Origin of the sequence: Flavobacterium sp. ENC (assembly GCF_020991415.1) — a bacterium.
GTDB lineage: Bacteria > Bacteroidota > Bacteroidia > Flavobacteriales > Flavobacteriaceae > Flavobacterium.
The window spans coordinates 36,905-55,324 of the sequence record NZ_JAJMOY010000001.1; the positions used below are offsets into that span (position 1 = coordinate 36,905).

Genomic DNA, 18,420 nt, shown 5'->3' on the forward strand with positions numbered 1-18,420 from the left:
TAATCTATTAAAAAGAGATAGTTTAATACAAATGTAGCATTTTTAACGAATTAAGCCACATTCTTGCCTTTTTTTAGTTCAATGACTGTTATTTCAGGCATAATACCCACTCGTCCAGGATATGCATGAAAACCAAAACCGCGGTTTACATACACATATCGTCCTAACTCTTCATACAATCCCGCCCATTGTTTGTAAATATACTGCGCAATACTCCATTTAAAATAGCCCGGTATTTCAATACCAAACTGCATCCCATGGGTGTGTCCCGCCAATGTCAGATGAAAGTTTTTAGGATGATTTTTTATTTCGTATTCCCAATGGCTTGGATCATGACTCATTAAGACCTTAAAATCGTCCTGGGCCACATTTTGCGATGCTTTGTTCAGGTCTCCGGCTTTTTTAAAATTCTGCCCCCAGTTCTCTACTCCGATTAATGCAATTTTATCATCGCCTTTTTGGATGTAAGTGTGCTCATTTAGCAGCAATTTAAAGCCAATCTGACCGTATAATTTTTTAATAGCTTCAAAATTTTCTTCTTTTTCCGCTTCAGTGGGCCAGGTTACATATTCACCGTAGTCATGGTTTCCTAAAACTGAAAACTTGCCGTATTTATAGTCTTTTATTCTGCTGAAAGTTTCTAACCACGGATGCATTTCTTTTGCATGTGTATTTACGATATCTCCTGTAAACAAGATCATGTCTGCTTCCTGCTGATTGATCAGGTCAATCGCATAACTGATCTTCTCCGGATTATCAAAACTTCCGCTGTGCACATCCGAAATCTGAGTGATTTTAAAACCATCAAAAGCATCCGGAAGATCCGGGAAAAATATCGTCTGCTTAATGACTTTAAAATTATATTTCCCTTCAAAAATCCCATAGATTAAAGACAAAAAAGGCACTGCTGCCAGTCCTAAACCTATCTGACTGATGAATTTTCGTCTCGAAGGAATCGCTTGTGACCCGCTTGTATTGTAAACAAAATAATTCACTATTCCTGCTCCTACCCTAAAAATATCTTCGCCAAACATAATTAGTGTCAGCAAAATTTTAGGCACATACACTAACAGCATCAGACCGGTAGTAAACATAAACTGTCTCGTTTGCCCAACGGAGCGATCCACCTGTGAAAAAGAATAAATTATAAAAATTAAAAGCAGTAAACTTATAATTTGATAGCTCACCAGAATCCATCTTAGTTTGATTAAAGTACGGAAGGCCTGATAAGAATAGAACTCAATAAATAAAAAAAGAGCACAAAGAATTATAAAACGAATGATCATTTAGGTATAGTTTTAAGCAAAGTAACAAAGAATGAATTTTTTATTGCTTTTTATTATCAAAAATTTAACTCAAATATAAATCAAAAGGCTGATAAATTTCTTTACCAGCCTTTTCCTCTGTTTAAAATTATTTTTATTCTATTCACAGCCAAACCAAATGCTATGCAACCAAATAAAAATGATGCTTTATTTTTTTGCTTCTGCTTTAGCTGCTTCTGCTTTAACCTCTGCTTTTTTAGCTTTTTTCTCTGCTTTTTTCTCTTTTTTAGGAGCCTTAGCTTCTTTTACCGGAGTTGTTTGTGCCGGAGTAGTCTGAGCGTTTACCATTGCTGTTGTTCCTAAAATTGCTACTGCTAACATTACTAATTTTTTCATGACTTTGAATTTTATAAATTATTATTATTTGATTATTTATAAGCCAAAGATAGAATCACTAAATGAAGTTTAAATGAAGATTTGTTGTGTTAAAAAAAATTAACTTTAAATTAGGTTTTTGCCGTTTCCGGACAAAAGCAGGAATGTCGTTCCTTTTTTAATTTCTGAGGTCACTTTGATTTCTATACGATGAAAATTAGCAATACTGTCAGCAATCGCCAGCCCCAGGCCTTGTCCGTCCTGATCGGAATTGATTCGCGCAAAACGGTTAAATATTTTTTCGATTTGAAAAGGATCCATCCCAATTCCTGAATCGGCAATAGAAATGAAATAGTGTTTCTCTAAAAACCCGTCAGCGATTGTGATTTTTCCGTTTGGGGTATTGTATTTAATTGCATTCGTGATCAGATTATAAATGAGAATATGAATCAGTGTTTTATTCCCCTTAAAACTAACATCATGTTTCATTGTATTCGAAAATTCAATCTCTTTATCCTCAATCCTGTCCTGCAGATCTTCCTGTATGTCTGTTATGATTTCATGGAAATAAATATCTTCTTCGGTTGTATACTGATTGTTTTCGATTCTGGAAATCAACAGCAGATTATTGATGATTTTCTTCAGCATGTCTAATGTTTTCAAAGAACTCGCGATCTTATCTACCGCATTGTCATCTAAAGAATCATTCTGCAATAAATTTTCCAGTTTATTTTTGAGCAAAGCAATTGGCGTCAGAAGCTCGTGCGAAACATTCGAGATAAATTGTTTTTCTTTTTTAAAGAGCTCTCCGATACGATCCATCATCTGATTTAAAACCAGATCCAGTTCCATGAAATCACTTGATTTTGCTTTTATTGGTGTGTGATCGAAGGTTTCAGGTTCATTAACGCGCCGGATTTTAGTATCAATAATTTTATAAAAAGGTTTCAGCAGATATTCAATATAGAACGTATCTGCCAGAAATGTAACGAGAAGAATAATCACAAGAACAATAATAATAAACAACCGGATGATAAACGTAAGGTCATTTACTTCGCTAAGGTCACTGCCTATTTCCAGCTGATATCCTTCTTTTTCATAGGTAAAATGATATTGCAGAATTCGGTATTCATTCTCTTCCCCTTCAATAACCCGATAGTCATTGCTAAAAGTGGTTTCTTTTTGACGGGGTTTTACAGGAACTTTTGAAAGCACAAGGAATTCACTGTGCAGTGTCGAAAATTGCGAATACGTTTCAGTCGAATCACCGGAATTTTCGATAAAATCATTAATCTCATCCTGATTTAAATGGTCAATGAACTTTTTCTTTTTCTCCAGCAATCCATTATTGATATGGCTGTACACTACATTTTCAACCAGAATGGGCAGCATTAACCATAAAACCAAAATGACCAACAGTCTTGTCAGCGCGTTGAAAATTGCTAATTGGTGTTTTATCTTCACAGTACTTTATTTACTCATTAATTCGATACCCGACATTTCGGACTGTTTCAAACCAGCTGATATCGGTATGTTTGTCTAATTTTTTTCGAAGATTCCGGACATGAACATCGATAAAATTAGAATCTGAATTAACTTCAAGAATGTCTCCCCAGATATGTTCCGTTAATTGCAATCTGGTAATGACCCGGTTTTTGTTCAATACTAAATATTGAAAAATATCAAACTCTTTTTTGGTCAGATTAATGGGGATATCGCTGTAACTTACTTTATAATCCTGCAATTGTAACGAGAAACCATGAACCACTAAATCATTCAAAGTAAAGCCGTGCATTCTGCGAATAACAGCGAACAATCTGGCACTCAGTTCTGTTAAGGCAAAAGGTTTTGTCAGATAATCATCTGCCCCAAGATGCAAGCCATTGATCCTGTCGTCTAATTCGCCACGTGCCGTAATGACAATCACAGCCATTTTTGATTTGGTTTTCCGAACGGCCTTTAAAACCTCAAAACCATCCCCATCCGGCAATCCAAGATCGAGCAGCATGGCATCATAGTCATTACTATTCACTTCTTCTAAAGCATCACTGCAATTATGCACAATCCTGCACACATAACCTGTGTTCGACAAAAAATCAAACACTTCTGCAGCCAGTTCTTTATTATCCTCAACAATTAAAATATTCATATTTACAGATTCTAAGTGCAACTAAAATTAAGCAATTCTAAAAAGCTATGTTGCCTATTATTACAAAATTAACGAATCAAAAAAAAGCTGATAAATTTCTTTATCAGCTTTCTCCATAATTATCATTTCTGTTTTGCCCTCCTTACAATTCTTCAAAAGCAAAACAAAAACAACTCTTATTTTTTCATGGTAGGTGTTTCTGATTTTGCAGCTTCTTTTTTATCAGATTTTGCTTTTTTATCAGATTTTTTTCTGGGATGTTTTGTAGCTTTAACCTCTTTTACCGGAGTTGCTTTAACTTCTTTAACAGGGCCAACTTTTACAGCCGGAAAGGCATTTACCATTGCTGTAGTTCCTAAAACTGCTACGAGTAACATTAAAAAATTTCTCATGATTTCTACAATTTAAATTAATAACCTTTTAATTACAGATCAAATTTACCCCTGTAAAATGAAGACCAAATGAAGAAACCACCCGGTTCAGAAATTTTAACTTCAGATTAACTTATCAGTGATTATTGGTACCGTTTTCTGCCCTGTAAGTTATATAAGTTCATTTAAGCTTGTGAATAGGATACTGTTTTAAGCATGCTGTATTACGCATTTACTTAAATGAACTTATATTACTTACATGGTTAAAAAAAAATCCTGTCAGGCTAATTTTTGAGAACCCAATTGATTATTTTTACAGACTAATATTTTTTTTATGTCAACTCAAAAACGTCTTTTTCTTCTTGATGCGTATGCACTCATATTCCGTGGTTATTATGCTTTTATAAAAAACCCAAGGATTAACTCCAAAGGAATGGATACCTCTGCCATTATGGGCTTTATGAATTCGCTGCTGGATGTTATCAAAAGAGAAAAACCGGATCATTTGGCCGTTGCTTTTGATAAAGAAGGAAGCCAGGTACGAACAGAAATGTATTCTGATTACAAAGCCAATCGTGATGCTACGCCTGAAGCGATTAAAATTGCGATTCCGTACATTCAGGATTTACTAAGAGCAATGCACATTCCTATTATAGAAATGGCAGGTTGCGAAGCTGATGATTTAATTGGTACCATTGCCAAACAAGCTGAAAAAGAAAACTACAAAGTCTACATGGTTACGCCTGATAAGGATTTTGCACAATTGGTTTCTGAAAATATCTTCATGTACAAACCGGCCCGTATGGGAAATGGCATAGAAATTTGGGGTGTTCCCGAAGTTTTGGCCAAGTTTGAAATTGAAAGACCGGAACAGGTTATTGATTTTCTTGGAATGATGGGCGATGCTGTAGATAACATTCCGGGATTACCCGGAGTTGGTGAAGTTACAGCCAAAAAATTCCTGAAAGAATATGGTTCGATGGAAAATCTGCTGGAGAACACGCATTTACTGAAAGGTAAAATGAAGGAAAATATCGAAGCGAATAAAGACAAAGGAATTTTATCTAAAAAACTGGCGACTATTATTTGCGATTGCGATGTTGTTTTTAATGAAAACGATTATGAACTTTCGCGCCCTGATATTGAAAAAACCGATGCTATTTTTCAGGAACTGGAATTTAGAAGAATGGCAGAACAATTTGACAATTTGTTTAAAATTGGCGGCGGAAACGAACTAGCAAATAAAGGCGATGAAGCCAAATTATACAAAAAACCACAACCGAAAAACGAAGATCAGTTTGATTTATTCGGAGGCGGTGCAACCATAGATGAAACAGAAGAAAGAACTTCATTTTACAGTACTTTAGAAAATACAGCGCATTCCTATCAGGCTGTTGAAGGCGATTTGGGAATTAAATTGCTTTTGCAAAATCTGCAAAAACAGACTTCCGTTTGTTTCGACACCGAAACTACGGGATTAGATGCTTTGCATGCGGAGCTGGTTGGAATTTCTTTTTCGTATGAAAAGGGAAAGGCATTTTATGTTCCGTTTCCGGAAAGTCAGGAAGAAGCCCAGGTGTTGATTGATAAATTCAGACCCTTTTTTGAAAACGAAAACATCGAAAAAATTGGCCAGAATTTAAAATACGATTTAAAAATCCTTTCTAATTACGGTGTTACTGTAAAAGGAAAACTTTTTGATACCATGATTGCACATTATCTGATTAACCCGGATATGCGTCATAATATGGATATTTTAGCGGAAACGTATTTGAAGTATTCACCAAAATCAATTGAAACCTTAATTGGTAAAAAAGGTAAAAATCAAATTTCCATGCGCGATGTTGCGTTGGAAGAAATCAAAGAATATGCTGCTGAAGATGCTGATGTAACTTTGCAGTTAAAAGAAATTTTTACAACAGAATTAGATAAAACAGAAACTAAAAAGTTATTTGACGAAATCGAAATTCCGTTAGTAAGTGTTCTGGCTGCCATGGAAACCGAAGGAATTCGTCTGGATGTGGAATTCTTAAGTGTCATGTCTAAAGAAATGGACGTTGAGATTAAATCTTTAGAACAAAAAATATACGAAACTGCCGGTGAGAAATTCAACCTTGCTTCTCCGAAACAATTAGGAGATGTTTTATTTGACAAAATGAAAATTGGCGGCGTAAAACAAAAGAAAACCAAAACAGGCCAATATGCGACTGGTGAAGATGTTTTAACCTATTTAGCCAATGATAATCCGATTATAAAGGAAATTCTGGACTGGCGACAAATGGTAAAATTGCAAAGCACTTACATTATGGCTTTACCCGAACAGGTCGACAAAAAAACATTACGCGTTCATACCGATTATATGCAGACCGTTGCCGCAACGGGACGTTTGAGTTCTAATAATCCGAACCTGCAGAATATTCCGATTCGTACCGAAAGAGGCCGTCAGATTCGTAAAGCGTTTGTCGCACGAGATGAAAACCATACGCTGATTTCTGCCGATTACTCTCAAATTGAATTAAGGATTATTGCTGCCCTAAGCGGAGAAGAAAATATGATTGCCGCTTTCCAAAACGGAGAAGACATCCACAAAGCAACTGCTGCAAAAGTGTTTGATGTTCCCTTAGAAGAAGTTTCCCGCGAACAAAGAAGCAATGCCAAAACCGTAAATTTCGGAATTATCTATGGTGTTTCGGCTTTTGGACTGAGCAACCAGACTTCATTGTCGCGAAGTGAAAGTGCTGCTCTCATCGAAGCGTATTATAAAACGTACCCGAGACTGAAATCCTATATTTCGGATCAAATTGAGTTTGCCCGCGAAAAAGGATACGTTCAAACCATTTTGGGACGTCGTCGTTATCTGAAAGATATCAATTCGGCAAATGCAGTGGTGAGAAGCGCCGCTGAACGAAATGCGGTAAACGCGCCTATTCAGGGAAGTGCTGCCGATGTCATTAAAATTGCCATGATCAACATTCATAAAAAATTAAAAGAAGAAAACTGGAAATCTAAAATGCTGCTTCAGGTACATGATGAACTTGTGTTCGATGTCCACAATGATGAACTCGAAAAAATCCAGCCCATGATCAAACACGAAATGGAAAATGCTTTTAAAATGGCCGTTCCGTTAGAAGTTGAATTAGGTTTGGGTAAAGACTGGCTGGAAGCGCATTAATTTATTTTAGAGTGCAGATTGTAGATTTTAGATTTTCGGATCGAGAGAAACACAATCTTGTCATTTCGACGAAGGAGAAATCATATCCAAAGGGAGACACACTATATGTCTTCACTTTGTGTGATTTCTCCTTCGTCGAAATTACACAAATGAAAAAAGACCGTCCTTTTTGGGACAGTCTTTTTTTTATTTATTTTTTTTTTGAACTATACTTTACGAGTTGACTCCCGTTCTTTTAGTACTGTTTTAATAACGATTGTTTCGTAATCTGAAGTTTCTTCTTCGGTTTCTTCCAGTCTTTTGATTAACCTTTTGGCTGCAACTTCTCCAATTTCAATTCCGTGCTGACTTACTGTGGTTAAACTTGGTGACAGGCGTCTTGAAGCCAGGATTCCATCTGCAAAACCTATAATGGAGATATCTTCCGGAACTCTGAAACCCTTTTTCAGGCTCACTCTTAAAGCAGCTACTGAGTCATTTTCATCCAAAGCAAAAATGGCGTCAATTTTATTATCAAAAATGGCATCAATTTTAGCTTTCATGTCGTCTTCAGAATCGGTACGAAGAATGATTTTTTCATTTACCGGAATGTTGTTGTCTTTTAAAGCTTTCAAATAGCCATCAGCTCTTAGTTTTCCGACACTTAAATTATCTACAGAAGAAATCAGGGCGATATTTTTGCATCCTAAATTTATTAAATGCTGAGTGGAATTCAAAGCTGAATCAAAGTCATCAACCACCACTTTGTCACATTCTACTTCATCGGCAATTCTGTCAAACATCACAATAGGAGTTCCGTCATTTATAATCGCTGAAAAATGATTGTATTCCTGTAATTTTTGCGCTTCTTCAGAAACGGACAAGATGAAACCGTCTATAGTTCCGTTGCTAAGCATTTCAAGCGTATGAATTTCTTTTTCCAGAGATTCATTGGAAATACAGGTAATAACGTTATATCCTTTTTTGTCTGCTACTTTCTCAATACCGCTAAAAACCTTTGCGAAAAAAGAGTTTAGTATATTCGGTATAATAACTCCAATTGTTTTTGTTTTACGATTTTTTAAATTCAGACCAATAACATTCGGTTTGTAATTTTTTAGTTTAGCGTACTCTTTAATTTTAATTTTAGTTTGCTCACTAATTTCGGGGCTATCATTAAGCGCTTTAGAAACTGTTGATACAGAAACATTAAGTTCTTTCGCGATTTGTTTTAAAGTTGCTTTAGCTTTCATTCTATCATAATTTATGGAATTAGTACAAATATAGTAGAATTAGTGAAATTACAACAAAAAACACATCAGACTACATTAAATTTTACCGTCTTGCTGCTGTGTCTTAAGGGAATTGTAAAATAAATACAAAATAAAGCCAATTTTCAAAACCACTTCCTACAAAAGGCCGTAACTAACTTAATACATGTAAAATGTAATTCCTATTAATAACCATTTAAAAGTATTAATTATGAAAAACGAAGTAAGGATTCAGGAGGTTGACACGGCCCTGAACAACAGAAGGAATTTTCTCAAACTTAGCGGGCTGACCGTCGTTAGTGCGGGATTACTTATGGCCGGATGCAGTGATAATGATAATGACGATCCAGTTGTAGATAATATGTTACCGGGAATCAGAAATGGAAAATTTGACTTAGGCGCCGGAGATTTTGGCGTTCTAACCTATGCATATGCTTTAGAGCAATTGGAAGCTGACTTTTATACTAAAGTCGTAAATGCCTCAAATTTCAATGCCACTTTTAACGAAATAGAGAAACAGGTCCTTACCGACTTGTACCATCACGAAGTTGTGCACAGAGATTTTTTTAAGGCTGCTTTGAGTGGCGGACTACCAGACCCAGCTTCTCAGCTGCTGCCAACACTGGCCTTTAATTATGGTGCCTTAAACTTTAACAGCCGTACTGATGTTCTGGCCACTGCCAAAGCTCTTGAAGATACGGGAGTAGCGGCCTATAATGGTGCAGGCAAACTGATCAAAAGTCCCGACTATTTATTGTTAGCAGGAAAAATTGTTTCGGTAGAAGCCCGGCATGCCTCTGCCATCAGAAGCTTAATTAATCCTAATTCGAAAGATTTTGCAGGAGACGATATTGTAAATATGACTACCGGACTGGATGATGCAAAAGACCCTTCTAAAATACTAGCTATTGCAGGCGGATTTATTACAACACAATTTACAGCTAAATTTTTACCTTAATATTAATGCACTTTAAAAACTAGAAATTATGAATATATTAAAATTTATAGAGTCATTTACTAATGAGGGTATTATGACCAGCACAGGTTCCAGAAGAGACAGTTTTACACAATTTGGAAATCTTGGAAAAAATTTAGCATTTGCATCCATTCCGTTCGGTTTATCGGCACTAGCGAATAAAGCAATGGCACAAGATATAACCGCCACTCCGGCAACACCTATCGGAGCTTTGCAATTTGCACTGACCTTAGAATATCTGGAAAATGAATTTTATGCGATGGCATTAGATTCGGGTGTTATTCCGGCATCAGAAAACGGGGGACGTGATTTAAAGGTTTTTCAGCAAATAGCGGATCATGAAGCAGATCACGTAAAATTCCTGATTGCCGGACTAGGAGGCAGCTCAAGTGCTAATTTTGTTCCGAAACCGACTTTCGATTTTACGGTTGGCGGTGCTTTCGATCCTTTCGGAGATTATCCGACATTTTTAGCATTGGCCCAGGCATTTGAAGACACAGGCGTAAGAGCTTATAAAGGTCAGGCCGCAAACCTGATTTCAACTCCGGAATTACTCACAGCCGCACTACAAATACATTCTGTTGAAGCACGTCATGCCTCTGAAGTAAGACGACTGCGTGGTTTAAAAGGATGGATTTCTAATAGCGACAGAGGTGCCGGAATGCCAGCGGCCACACAAGCCGTATATGATGGCGAAGGACTTACCATGCAGGCAGGATATAATACTGCAACTTTATTCGGAGCTGCAGCCGGATCTGAAGCTTATGACGAACCGCTTACTACACAACAAGTTGTAAACATAGCCAACATATTTATAGTATAATTAATTTTTTTTTTAGCCTGGCTAGAAACCATCTTTGCTTCATTTTGTAAAGATGGTTTTTTTGTTGTTTTCAAAGAAAAAATAACTCCTGAAAATCAGCAGTTAAAATAATCTTTTAAGGTATTTGGTTTTAAAATAATTAATTGTACTTTTGCATCCCCTTTATTGGGGATGGAATGTTTAATTAAAATAATATTATGGACGCATTAAGCTACAAGACAATTTCAGCTAGCAAAGCCACTGTAACGAAAGAGTGGATTGTTGTTGACGCTGAAGGTCATAACTTAGGTCGTCTTGCTTCAAAGGTTGCAATGATCTTAAGAGGTAAGTACAAGCCAAGTTACACACCGCACGTTGACTGTGGAGATAACGTAATTGTTATCAACTCAGAAAAAATTAACCTTACAGGTACAAAAATGAATGACAAAATTTACATGCGTCATACAGGTTACCCAGGAGGACAAAGAACTTTAACTGCTAAAGTATTGCAATCTAAAAACCCTGCATTACTAGTAGAGAAAGCTGTAAAAGGAATGTTACCTAAAAACAAACTAGGTGCTGAACTTTTTAGAAATCTAAATGTTGTTGTAGGTGCTGAGCATACTCACGGAGCTCAAAAACCTAGAACTGTTAACCTAAACGATCTTAAGTAATGGGAGTTATTCACAAAATCGGTAGAAGAAAAACCGCTGTTGCACGTGTATATGTTTCTGAAGGAACAGGAAAAATCACTGTAAACAAAAAAGAATTCGCAACTTACTTTCCAACTGCAACTTTACAATACAAAGTTTTACAACCAATGTCTATGACAGAAAATGTAAACAACTTTGATGTAAAAGTAAACGTTTACGGAGGTGGTTCAACTGGTCAGGCAGAAGCTGTAAGAATGGCATTAGCACGTGTTATGTGTGAAGTAAATGCTGAAAACAGAGCTATCCTTAAACCAGAAGGTTTATTAACAAGAGATCCAAGAATGGTTGAACGTAAGAAATTCGGTCAGAAGAAAGCTCGTAAGAGATTCCAATTCTCTAAACGTTAATATTACCTGTCTTGTTCATTTGGGACAAGACATGATCAATTATTTATTGAAATTAAAAAACACAGTTGTTGTTGCTCTCCTGTCGAGGCAGGAAATAGTTTAGCATCTAAATGTATAAAGCCTGGGAAACCGCCATTTATGCATTGCTAATCAACAGAACGTAAACTAGTACAAAAATGGCAAACAAAATAGAAGTAAAAGACTTACTAGAAGCAGGTGTTCACTTCGGACACATGACTAGAAAATGGGATCCAAACATGGCCCCTTACATTTATATGGAGCGTAATGGTATTCACATTATCAATCTATATAAAACTGCAGCTAAAATTGAAGAAGCTAATGAAGCTTTGAAAAAAATCGCTGCATCAGGTAGAAAAATTTTATTCGTAGCTACCAAAAAACAAGCAAAAGACATCGTTGCTGAAAAAGCAAAAGCTGCCAACATGCCTTACATCACTGAAAGATGGCCTGGTGGAATGCTAACTAACTTCGTAACTATCAGAAAGGCAGTTAAAAAAATGTCTTCTATTGATAAAATGAAGAAAGATGGTACTTTCATGACTCTTTCTAAAAAAGAGCGTTTGCAAGTGGATCGTCTACGTGCTAAATTAGAGAAAAACTTAGGTTCAATCGCTGATATGTCAAGACTACCTGCAGCATTGTTCGTAGTAGATATCAAAGCGGAACATATCGCAATAAAAGAAGCACAAAAATTAAACATTCCAGTTTTCGCAATGGTTGATACGAATTCTGACCCAAGAGAGGTTGATTACGTTATTCCTGCAAATGATGATGCTTCTAAATCAATTGACAAAATTTTATCTTTAGTAACTGCTGCCGTAATCGAAGGTCTTTCTGACAGAGGTTCTGACAAAGAAGCTGACGTTTTTACAGAAGAAGCTCCGGCTACTGAAGCTGTTGAATCTGCTCCTGCCGCAGAGGCTGCACCGGCTGTTGAAGCTGCTGCTCCTGCAACTGAAGAATAAATAAACAATTTAAATTCCAAATTTTAAATTCCAAAATCCAAAGAATAATTAAAAACATAATGTTGATAATTTATTAAAATTGGAGTTTGGGATTTAAAAGATGGAATTTTTACTTTTAACATTAAAATTCAAAATATTATGGCAACAATTACTGCTGCAGACGTAAATAAATTAAGACAAACTACAGGTGCCGGAATGATGGACTGTAAAAAAGCTTTAGTTGAAGCTGATGGAGATTTCGATAAAGCGATACAAAACCTTAGAGAAAAAGGACAAAAAGTTGCTGCTAACCGTTCTGACCGTGAGTCTTCTGAAGGAGCTGCTGTTTCTTTTGTTAATGCTGACAAAACTAAAGGAGCTATCATCACTTTAAACTGCGAAACAGATTTCGTAGGTAAAAATGAGGCTTTCGTAACTTTAGCTAAAGAATTAGTAGAAAGAGCTATTAACTTCTCTTCTAAAGAAGAATTTTTAGCTTCAGATTTCAACGGAATTACTGTTGCTGAAAAATTAATTGAGCAAACTGGTGTTATCGGTGAAAAAATCGAAATCGGTGGTTTCGAAATCTTAGAAGGCGCTTTCGTTGGATCTTACGTTCACGTTAACAAAATTGCTGCATTAACTGCAATTTCTGCTGCAATTCCTAACGCTGACGTTTTAACTAAAGATGTTTCTATGCAAGTTGCTTCTATGGGAGCTGATACATTATCTTACAAAGATTTTGATCCTGCTTTCGTTGAATCTGAACTTGCTGCCCGTATTGCTGTAATCGAAAAGGATAATGAAGAAGCTAAACGTTTAGGAAAAACTTTAAAAAATGTTCCTAAATATATTTCTTACTCTCAATTAACTGAAGAAGTTTTAAAACAAGCTGAAGAAGATGCTAAAGCTGAATTAAAAGCTGAAGGTAAACCAGAACAAATCTGGGATAAAATTATTCCTGGAAAAGTGCAGCGTTTCATCTCTGACAATACTACTCTAGATCAGGAGAAAGCTTTATTAGATCAAAACTTTATCAAAGATGATAGTAAAAAAGTTGGTGATTATGTTAAAGGATTCAATGTTGTAATCACAGGTTTCAAAAGAGTTACTTTAGGTTAATATATTATTTTTTCAATATAAAAAGCCCGAATATTAATTTATTCGGGCTTTTTTTTATTTGCTTACTTCAGTATCTTATTTTTTCTTCCCTGCAATCGGAAAATTTCTCGCTCGCATCAAAGCATCAGATTTAGGTGCTCTTCCTCTAAAATTCTCATATGCTTTTTCCTGATCAATCGTATTTCCGACACTAAAAACAGTATCATAAAGTCGTTTGGCCACTTCTTTGTCATAAGGACCTTTACCTTCAAGGAAAGCCTCGTAGGCATCTGCGTTTATAACATCCGCCCATAAGTAACTGTAATACCCGGCTGCATAGCCGTCACTTGAAAAAATGTGCCCAAACTGCGGAATCCTGTGACGCATTACAATTTCAGAAGGCATATGAAGCGCATCTAATGTCACTTTTTCAAATTCACGCGGATTGATTGTTGTTGTAGTTAAATGGAGCTTCATATCTATTAATGAGCTTGAAATTGTTTCAACAGTAGCAAATCCTTCACCAAAGTTGGCTGCTTTTTCAATTCTTTCCACCAACGCCTGCGGCAAGGGCTGATTTGTTTTATAGTGCAGGGCAAATTTATTCAATACTTCCGGAGTAGCCAGCCAATGCTCCAGCAACTGAGAAGGAAACTCAACATAATCCCTGGCTACCGAAGTACCGGACAAGCTCGGATACGTTACGTTTGAACACAAACCATGAAGTGCATGTCCGAATTCATGAAATAGTGTCGAAGCGTCTTCCCACGAAATTAAAATGGGCTCATTTGTATCACCTTTAATAAAATTGCAATTATTAGAGACAATAGTCTGCACATCTCCTTCCAGTTTTTGCTGATCTCTATAAGAATTCATCCAGGCTCCCGAACGCTTTCCTGTGCGTGCGTAAGGATCAAAATACCACAATCCCACAACTTTACCGGTAACCTTACTGCTTACCTCCCATACACGTACATCCGGATGATAGACCGGAACATTTGTAATTTGTTTAAAACTTAAGTTGAATAATTCACCCGCAACCCAAAACATGCCTTCACGAAGGTTTTCTAATTGCAAATAAGGCTTAACTTCATTTTGGTCCAGGTCATATTTTGCTTTCCTTACTTTTTCAGCATAGAAACGATAATCCCAGGGCTGGATTTTAAATTTCCCTCCCTCAGCATCTGCAATTTTTTGCATTTCGGCAACATCCTGATGTACTTTTTCAACCGCTGGCTCCCATACAGATTCCATTAGTGCCAGTGTTTTCTGTGGATCTTTTGCCATTTTATTAGACAAACTCCAATGCGCAAAAGAAGGGAAACCCAATATTTTAGCTTTTTCTGTACGCAATTGCAAAATAGAAACTAAAGTCGCATTATTATCATTTGCATTCCCGTTATCACCACGTTTTACGAAAATATTAAAAGCCTTTTCGCGTAAATCCCTGCGATTGGAGAAAGTCAAAAAGGGTTCAATTGAAGAACGCGTATTCGCAACACATCCCATCACGTCCAATTTTCGATCCTTTGCTTCTGCCATAGCTGCATTTTTCACTTCAGCAGGAAGGCCGTCGAAATCTGCTTCCGTTTTTAATGCCACAAACTGATCGTGTTCTTCTGCCAGCAAATTTTGACTGAATTTTGTAAAAAGTGTTGCCAGCTGTTTATTGATTTCGGCTACCTTTTCTTTATCTGCATTGTTTAATTTCGCTCCTTCACGAACAAATTCCGTGTAATAGAGCCAAATTAAGCGTTGCTGTTCGCTTGTTAGTTTTTTACTTTCTTTTGAATTGTATAAAGTTTCGATCCTTTCGAAAAGCTTTTTATTCTGATTGATCTTATCACTGAATTCAGAAAATTTCGGAGACATTTCCGTATCGACGGCATTAAACTCCGGACTGCTTAAATTTGATCTGTAAATTCCGTAAACCGCTGAAATTCTAGTGATTGTTTTTCCGGAAAGCTCTAAAGCCGCTATCGTATTGTCAAAAGTCGGAGCTTTCGGATTATTGGCGATGGCATCTACTTCATTAAGCTTTTCCTGAATTGCGAACTCAATCGCCGGTTTAAAATCTGATACTTTGTACTCATTAAATGCAGGGACGCCACCATACGGGCCGATCCATTTTTTAAGCAGCGGATTCTCAGAATTGGTTTGTGCGTTTGACGCAAAAAAAGTTGTACCCATAAGAAAAATTCCTATTATTTTTTTCATTATCATTAATTTACTTGATATAAATGAATTTTGTTAGTATTCAAAAATAACGAAAAAACACCATTGAAAAGAAAATTTAACGGTTCGTATTCTTTAATATCCGCCAATTAATTTTGATTCAAACCATGTGATGTTTATAAAGAAATATCTTAAATTTGAAATTTCAATCACAAAAAAGATATGTTCAAAACCAAAAAAGAAATTGTCTTTGTTATTCTTGCAGGAATTTTTATCACTAATGCCGTAGTAGCGGAATTAATCGGGGGGAAATTAATTCAAATCGGACCATTTGTAATGAGTATCGGAATTCTGCCCTGGCCCATCGTTTTTCTTACCACAGATTTAATCAATGAATATTTTGGCGAAAAGGGAGTGAAAAAACTTTCTTTCATCACCGCCTGTTTAATCGCTTATGCTTTTCTGGTCTTATTTATGGCCATTGTAATTCCCGCAGCAAAAGGCATTAGCCCGGTGAATGACGAACAATTTCTTGCCGTTTTCGGACAAAGTATGTGGATTATCGTCGGGAGTCTTATCGCTTTTATGGCCTCCCAACTTATAGACGTCTGGATTTTCTGGTTTTTTAAAAGACGAACGGGAGAAAAGAAAATATGGCTGAGAACGACCGGATCTACCGTCATATCACAATTATTTGATTCTTTTATTGTTCTCGGAATTGCTTTTTGGCTGCCCGGAAAAATCAATTTTGATACTTTTATAACCTCGGCCTTAACAGGTTATATTTTTAAACTTTCTGTTGCCGTTTTATTAACTCCGTTGATTTACCTTGGACATTATTTAATTAAGAAATATCTGGAAGAGGATTCTTCTGTTAAAGATTAAGCGTATCTTGTAGTTATGAAAAAGACAATTGCCATCCTGCTGCTTTCCATAGCCTATTTTTTTACTGGCTGCGGTAACGATGCAAAAAAAGAGTCTAAACAAAAAACAGTCTATCCTGTTAATAAATTAAAACCTGCTAAGCCAAAAATATTTAGAAAAAGAGTGCCGCAAGCTACAATTATTTTAAATTCCGGAAAAAAACTTATTGTCGAAAAAAAGAATATCTTCTCTGTAAAAGAAGGAAATGAACCAGGTTCTCAAATTCAACATAAAGAGGTTCTAACAGATAATCCTAAATTAGACCTGAGTCCTGAGGCAAATAAAACTTTACTGACCTTTGTTAACTTACGCAAAATACTTTACGGAAGCAAAATTGGGCAGACTCTGACTCAGGAACAGCTTACTGAAAGATTTGAAATACCGGAAGAAGCGGTTAAACTTGTCAAAAGCATTACTAAAACTGACGATGACGAAATTGCTGTAAAATGGCGTTCGACCTGGCTTGTAGAAAAGATCTCCGATGCTAAATTTAAAGACGGCCTGATGAAAATCACCTTTAAAGCCAATAAACTATACACTTCAGGAACTGCTATCGGCATCAAATACGATAAGAAGATTTATAATGAACTGGTCATCATTGGCCGTTCTGCTTATATTCCGGGCGTAAAAGGATACAAATGGCAAATTGGGAGATAATAGAATAAAGACCTGATCCTCCAGACTTGAATTTAAACAAAAAACAGCATGACGAAGAATGAGGCAATAGAGCCAATACGATGCAGCTGGTGTTCCGCCAGCGATTTATACAAAAAATACCATGATGAAGAATGGGGCGTTCCCGTGTATGACGATGCCTCGTTATTTGAATTTTTAATGCTGGAAACTTTTCAGGCGGGTTTGAGCTGGATTACCATTTTAAATAAAAGAGAAAATTTCAGAACTGCTTTCGATCATTTTGATTATAAAAAAATAGCCAATTATACCGAAGATAAAATCGAATCCCTTCTGGAAGATACCGGAATTATTCGAAATAAACTAAAAATTCGTTCGGCAGTTACGAACGCACAGGCTTTTATGGACATCCAGGAAGAATTTGGAAGTTTCTCTGAGTACATCTGGAAATTCACCAATGGAAAACCGATTAACAATAATCCGAAAACATCAAAAGACGTTCCCGCTACCACTCCACTTTCAGACGAAATCAGTAAAGATTTAAAAAAGAGAGGGTTCAAATTTGTCGGATCAACTGTTATTTACGCTCACATGCAGGCTACCGGTATGGTTAACGATCATGTTGAAGATTGCTGGACAAGATTGAAGTAGTTTTCAGTTTTCAGTCGCAGTTTTCAGTCTCTCTGCTAGTCCTCTTCTCAGTCGCAGTTTTCAGTGTCTTAGCTGGTTTGCAGCATTCAGTTTTATACAAATCTGAAAACTGTGACTAAAAACTGCGACTGAAAACTTTTTTTCCTTACATTTGCTTCACACTTTAGGGGTGTCTGCAATATCGCAGGCTGAGATTTTACCCTCTGAACCTGATCTAGTTCATACTAGCGTAGGGAAAAGTAAGATGACTTCTTCGCGCATTTTTGTGCGCAATTGTAGCCATTCCTAAAGTATTACTATATACTAAACCCAAAAGGAATGGAACTAAAAATCAACCAAAAAATCAAAACATTCAATGCTGAGACCCTTAGCGTTCAGTCATTGCTCGATCTCGAAATTCCAAACAAACAAAACGGAATTGCCGTGGCTGTCAACAGCACCATAATTCCAAAACTACACTGGAATTCACACCTTATTCAGGAAACAGACGAAATTCTAATTATTTCTGCAACGCAGGGCGGATAATTGTTTTAAAATTCCAATAGAAAGAC

Annotated in this window: 18 protein-coding genes and 1 riboswitch; of the genes, 11 read left to right on the plus strand and 7 right to left on the minus strand. The window is 36.4% G+C overall.

Annotation, left to right across the window (positions count from 1 at the left end):
• Positions 1–50: 50 nt before the first annotated feature.
• From LPB89_RS00150 to LPB89_RS00170, 5 genes are all read right to left on the minus strand, one after another.
• Entirely contained in the window at positions 51–1,286 is a 1,236-nt protein-coding gene (locus LPB89_RS00150) for a metallophosphoesterase (protein ID WP_230699734.1), read from the minus strand.
• 186 nt (positions 1,287–1,472) lie between these two features.
• Positions 1,473–1,661 (minus strand): hypothetical protein, encoded by a 189-nt coding sequence (locus LPB89_RS00155; RefSeq protein ID WP_230699735.1) that lies wholly within the window; start codon positions 1,659–1,661, stop codon positions 1,473–1,475.
• 105 nt (positions 1,662–1,766) lie between these two features.
• Positions 1,767–3,104, minus strand: a complete 1,338-nt coding sequence (locus LPB89_RS00160; protein WP_230699736.1) for a HAMP domain-containing sensor histidine kinase — start codon at positions 3,102–3,104, stop codon at positions 1,767–1,769.
• A gap of 10 nt (positions 3,105–3,114) precedes the next feature.
• Positions 3,115–3,789, minus strand: a complete 675-nt coding sequence (locus tag LPB89_RS00165; protein WP_230699737.1) for a response regulator transcription factor — start codon at positions 3,787–3,789, stop codon at positions 3,115–3,117.
• Positions 3,790–3,965: 176 nt separating this feature from the next.
• Positions 3,966–4,181 (minus strand): hypothetical protein, encoded by a 216-nt coding sequence (locus tag LPB89_RS00170; protein ID WP_230699738.1) that lies wholly within the window; start codon positions 4,179–4,181, stop codon positions 3,966–3,968.
• Positions 4,182–4,494: 313 nt separating this feature from the next.
• On the opposite strand from LPB89_RS00170, the gene polA reads away from it, so the two are divergent.
• Positions 4,495–7,332 carry a DNA polymerase I gene (gene polA / locus LPB89_RS00175; RefSeq protein WP_230699739.1) on the plus strand — a complete coding sequence of 946 codons (2,838 nt, stop codon included), beginning with the start codon at positions 4,495–4,497 and terminating at the stop codon, positions 7,330–7,332.
• 206 nt (positions 7,333–7,538) lie between these two features.
• Here the strand turns inward: polA and LPB89_RS00180 are convergent, their stop codons facing one another.
• Complete coding sequence (locus LPB89_RS00180; RefSeq protein ID WP_127337729.1) at positions 7,539–8,564, minus strand: LacI family DNA-binding transcriptional regulator; 1,026 nt, start codon at positions 8,562–8,564, stop codon at positions 7,539–7,541.
• 229 nt (positions 8,565–8,793) lie between these two features.
• On the opposite strand from LPB89_RS00180, the gene LPB89_RS00185 reads away from it, so the two are divergent.
• From LPB89_RS00185 to tsf, 6 genes are all read left to right on the plus strand, one after another.
• Positions 8,794–9,540 carry a ferritin-like domain-containing protein gene (locus LPB89_RS00185; protein WP_230699740.1) on the plus strand — a complete coding sequence of 249 codons (747 nt, stop codon included), beginning with the start codon at positions 8,794–8,796 and terminating at the stop codon, positions 9,538–9,540.
• 28 nt (positions 9,541–9,568) lie between these two features.
• Positions 9,569–10,381: a ferritin-like domain-containing protein gene (locus LPB89_RS00190; RefSeq protein WP_230699741.1), complete on the plus strand. Its 813-nt coding sequence runs from the start codon at positions 9,569–9,571 to the stop codon at positions 10,379–10,381.
• A 197-nt stretch (positions 10,382–10,578) separates the two neighbouring features.
• A complete protein-coding gene (rplM, locus tag LPB89_RS00195) occupies positions 10,579–11,034 on the plus strand; it encodes a 50S ribosomal protein L13 (RefSeq protein ID WP_026983738.1) in 456 nt (151 codons plus the stop codon).
• Complete coding sequence (gene rpsI / locus LPB89_RS00200) at positions 11,034–11,420, plus strand: 30S ribosomal protein S9 (RefSeq protein ID WP_007808909.1); 387 nt, start codon at positions 11,034–11,036, stop codon at positions 11,418–11,420. Before rplM ends, rpsI begins: the two co-directional genes overlap by 1 nt.
• A gap of 176 nt (positions 11,421–11,596) precedes the next feature.
• Complete coding sequence (gene rpsB, locus LPB89_RS00205) at positions 11,597–12,406, plus strand: 30S ribosomal protein S2 (protein WP_230699742.1); 810 nt, start codon at positions 11,597–11,599, stop codon at positions 12,404–12,406.
• Positions 12,407–12,544: 138 nt separating this feature from the next.
• The gene (gene tsf, locus LPB89_RS00210; protein ID WP_230699743.1) at positions 12,545–13,507 is read left to right on the plus strand and encodes a translation elongation factor Ts; all 963 of its coding nucleotides are present in this window, start codon (positions 12,545–12,547) and stop codon (positions 13,505–13,507) included.
• 75 nt (positions 13,508–13,582) lie between these two features.
• Here tsf and LPB89_RS00215 read toward each other — a convergent pair whose 3' ends face one another.
• Positions 13,583–15,703 (minus strand): M3 family metallopeptidase, encoded by a 2,121-nt coding sequence (locus LPB89_RS00215; protein ID WP_230699744.1) that lies wholly within the window; start codon positions 15,701–15,703, stop codon positions 13,583–13,585.
• A gap of 180 nt (positions 15,704–15,883) precedes the next feature.
• Between LPB89_RS00215 and LPB89_RS00220 the strand changes: the two genes are divergently transcribed.
• From LPB89_RS00220 to thiS, 4 genes are all read left to right on the plus strand, one after another.
• Complete coding sequence (locus LPB89_RS00220; protein WP_230699745.1) at positions 15,884–16,546, plus strand: queuosine precursor transporter; 663 nt, start codon at positions 15,884–15,886, stop codon at positions 16,544–16,546.
• 15 nt (positions 16,547–16,561) lie between these two features.
• The gene (locus tag LPB89_RS00225; RefSeq protein ID WP_230699746.1) at positions 16,562–17,242 is read left to right on the plus strand and encodes a hypothetical protein; all 681 of its coding nucleotides are present in this window, start codon (positions 16,562–16,564) and stop codon (positions 17,240–17,242) included.
• A 48-nt stretch (positions 17,243–17,290) separates the two neighbouring features.
• Entirely contained in the window at positions 17,291–17,869 is a 579-nt protein-coding gene (locus LPB89_RS00230) for a DNA-3-methyladenine glycosylase I (RefSeq protein ID WP_230699747.1), read from the plus strand.
• A gap of 155 nt (positions 17,870–18,024) precedes the next feature.
• Positions 18,025–18,122: riboswitch (TPP riboswitch) on the plus strand.
• Between the two features lie 65 nt (positions 18,123–18,187).
• Entirely contained in the window at positions 18,188–18,394 is a 207-nt protein-coding gene (thiS, locus tag LPB89_RS00235; protein ID WP_154339062.1) for a sulfur carrier protein ThiS, read from the plus strand.
• The last annotated feature ends 26 nt before the right edge of the window (positions 18,395–18,420 follow it).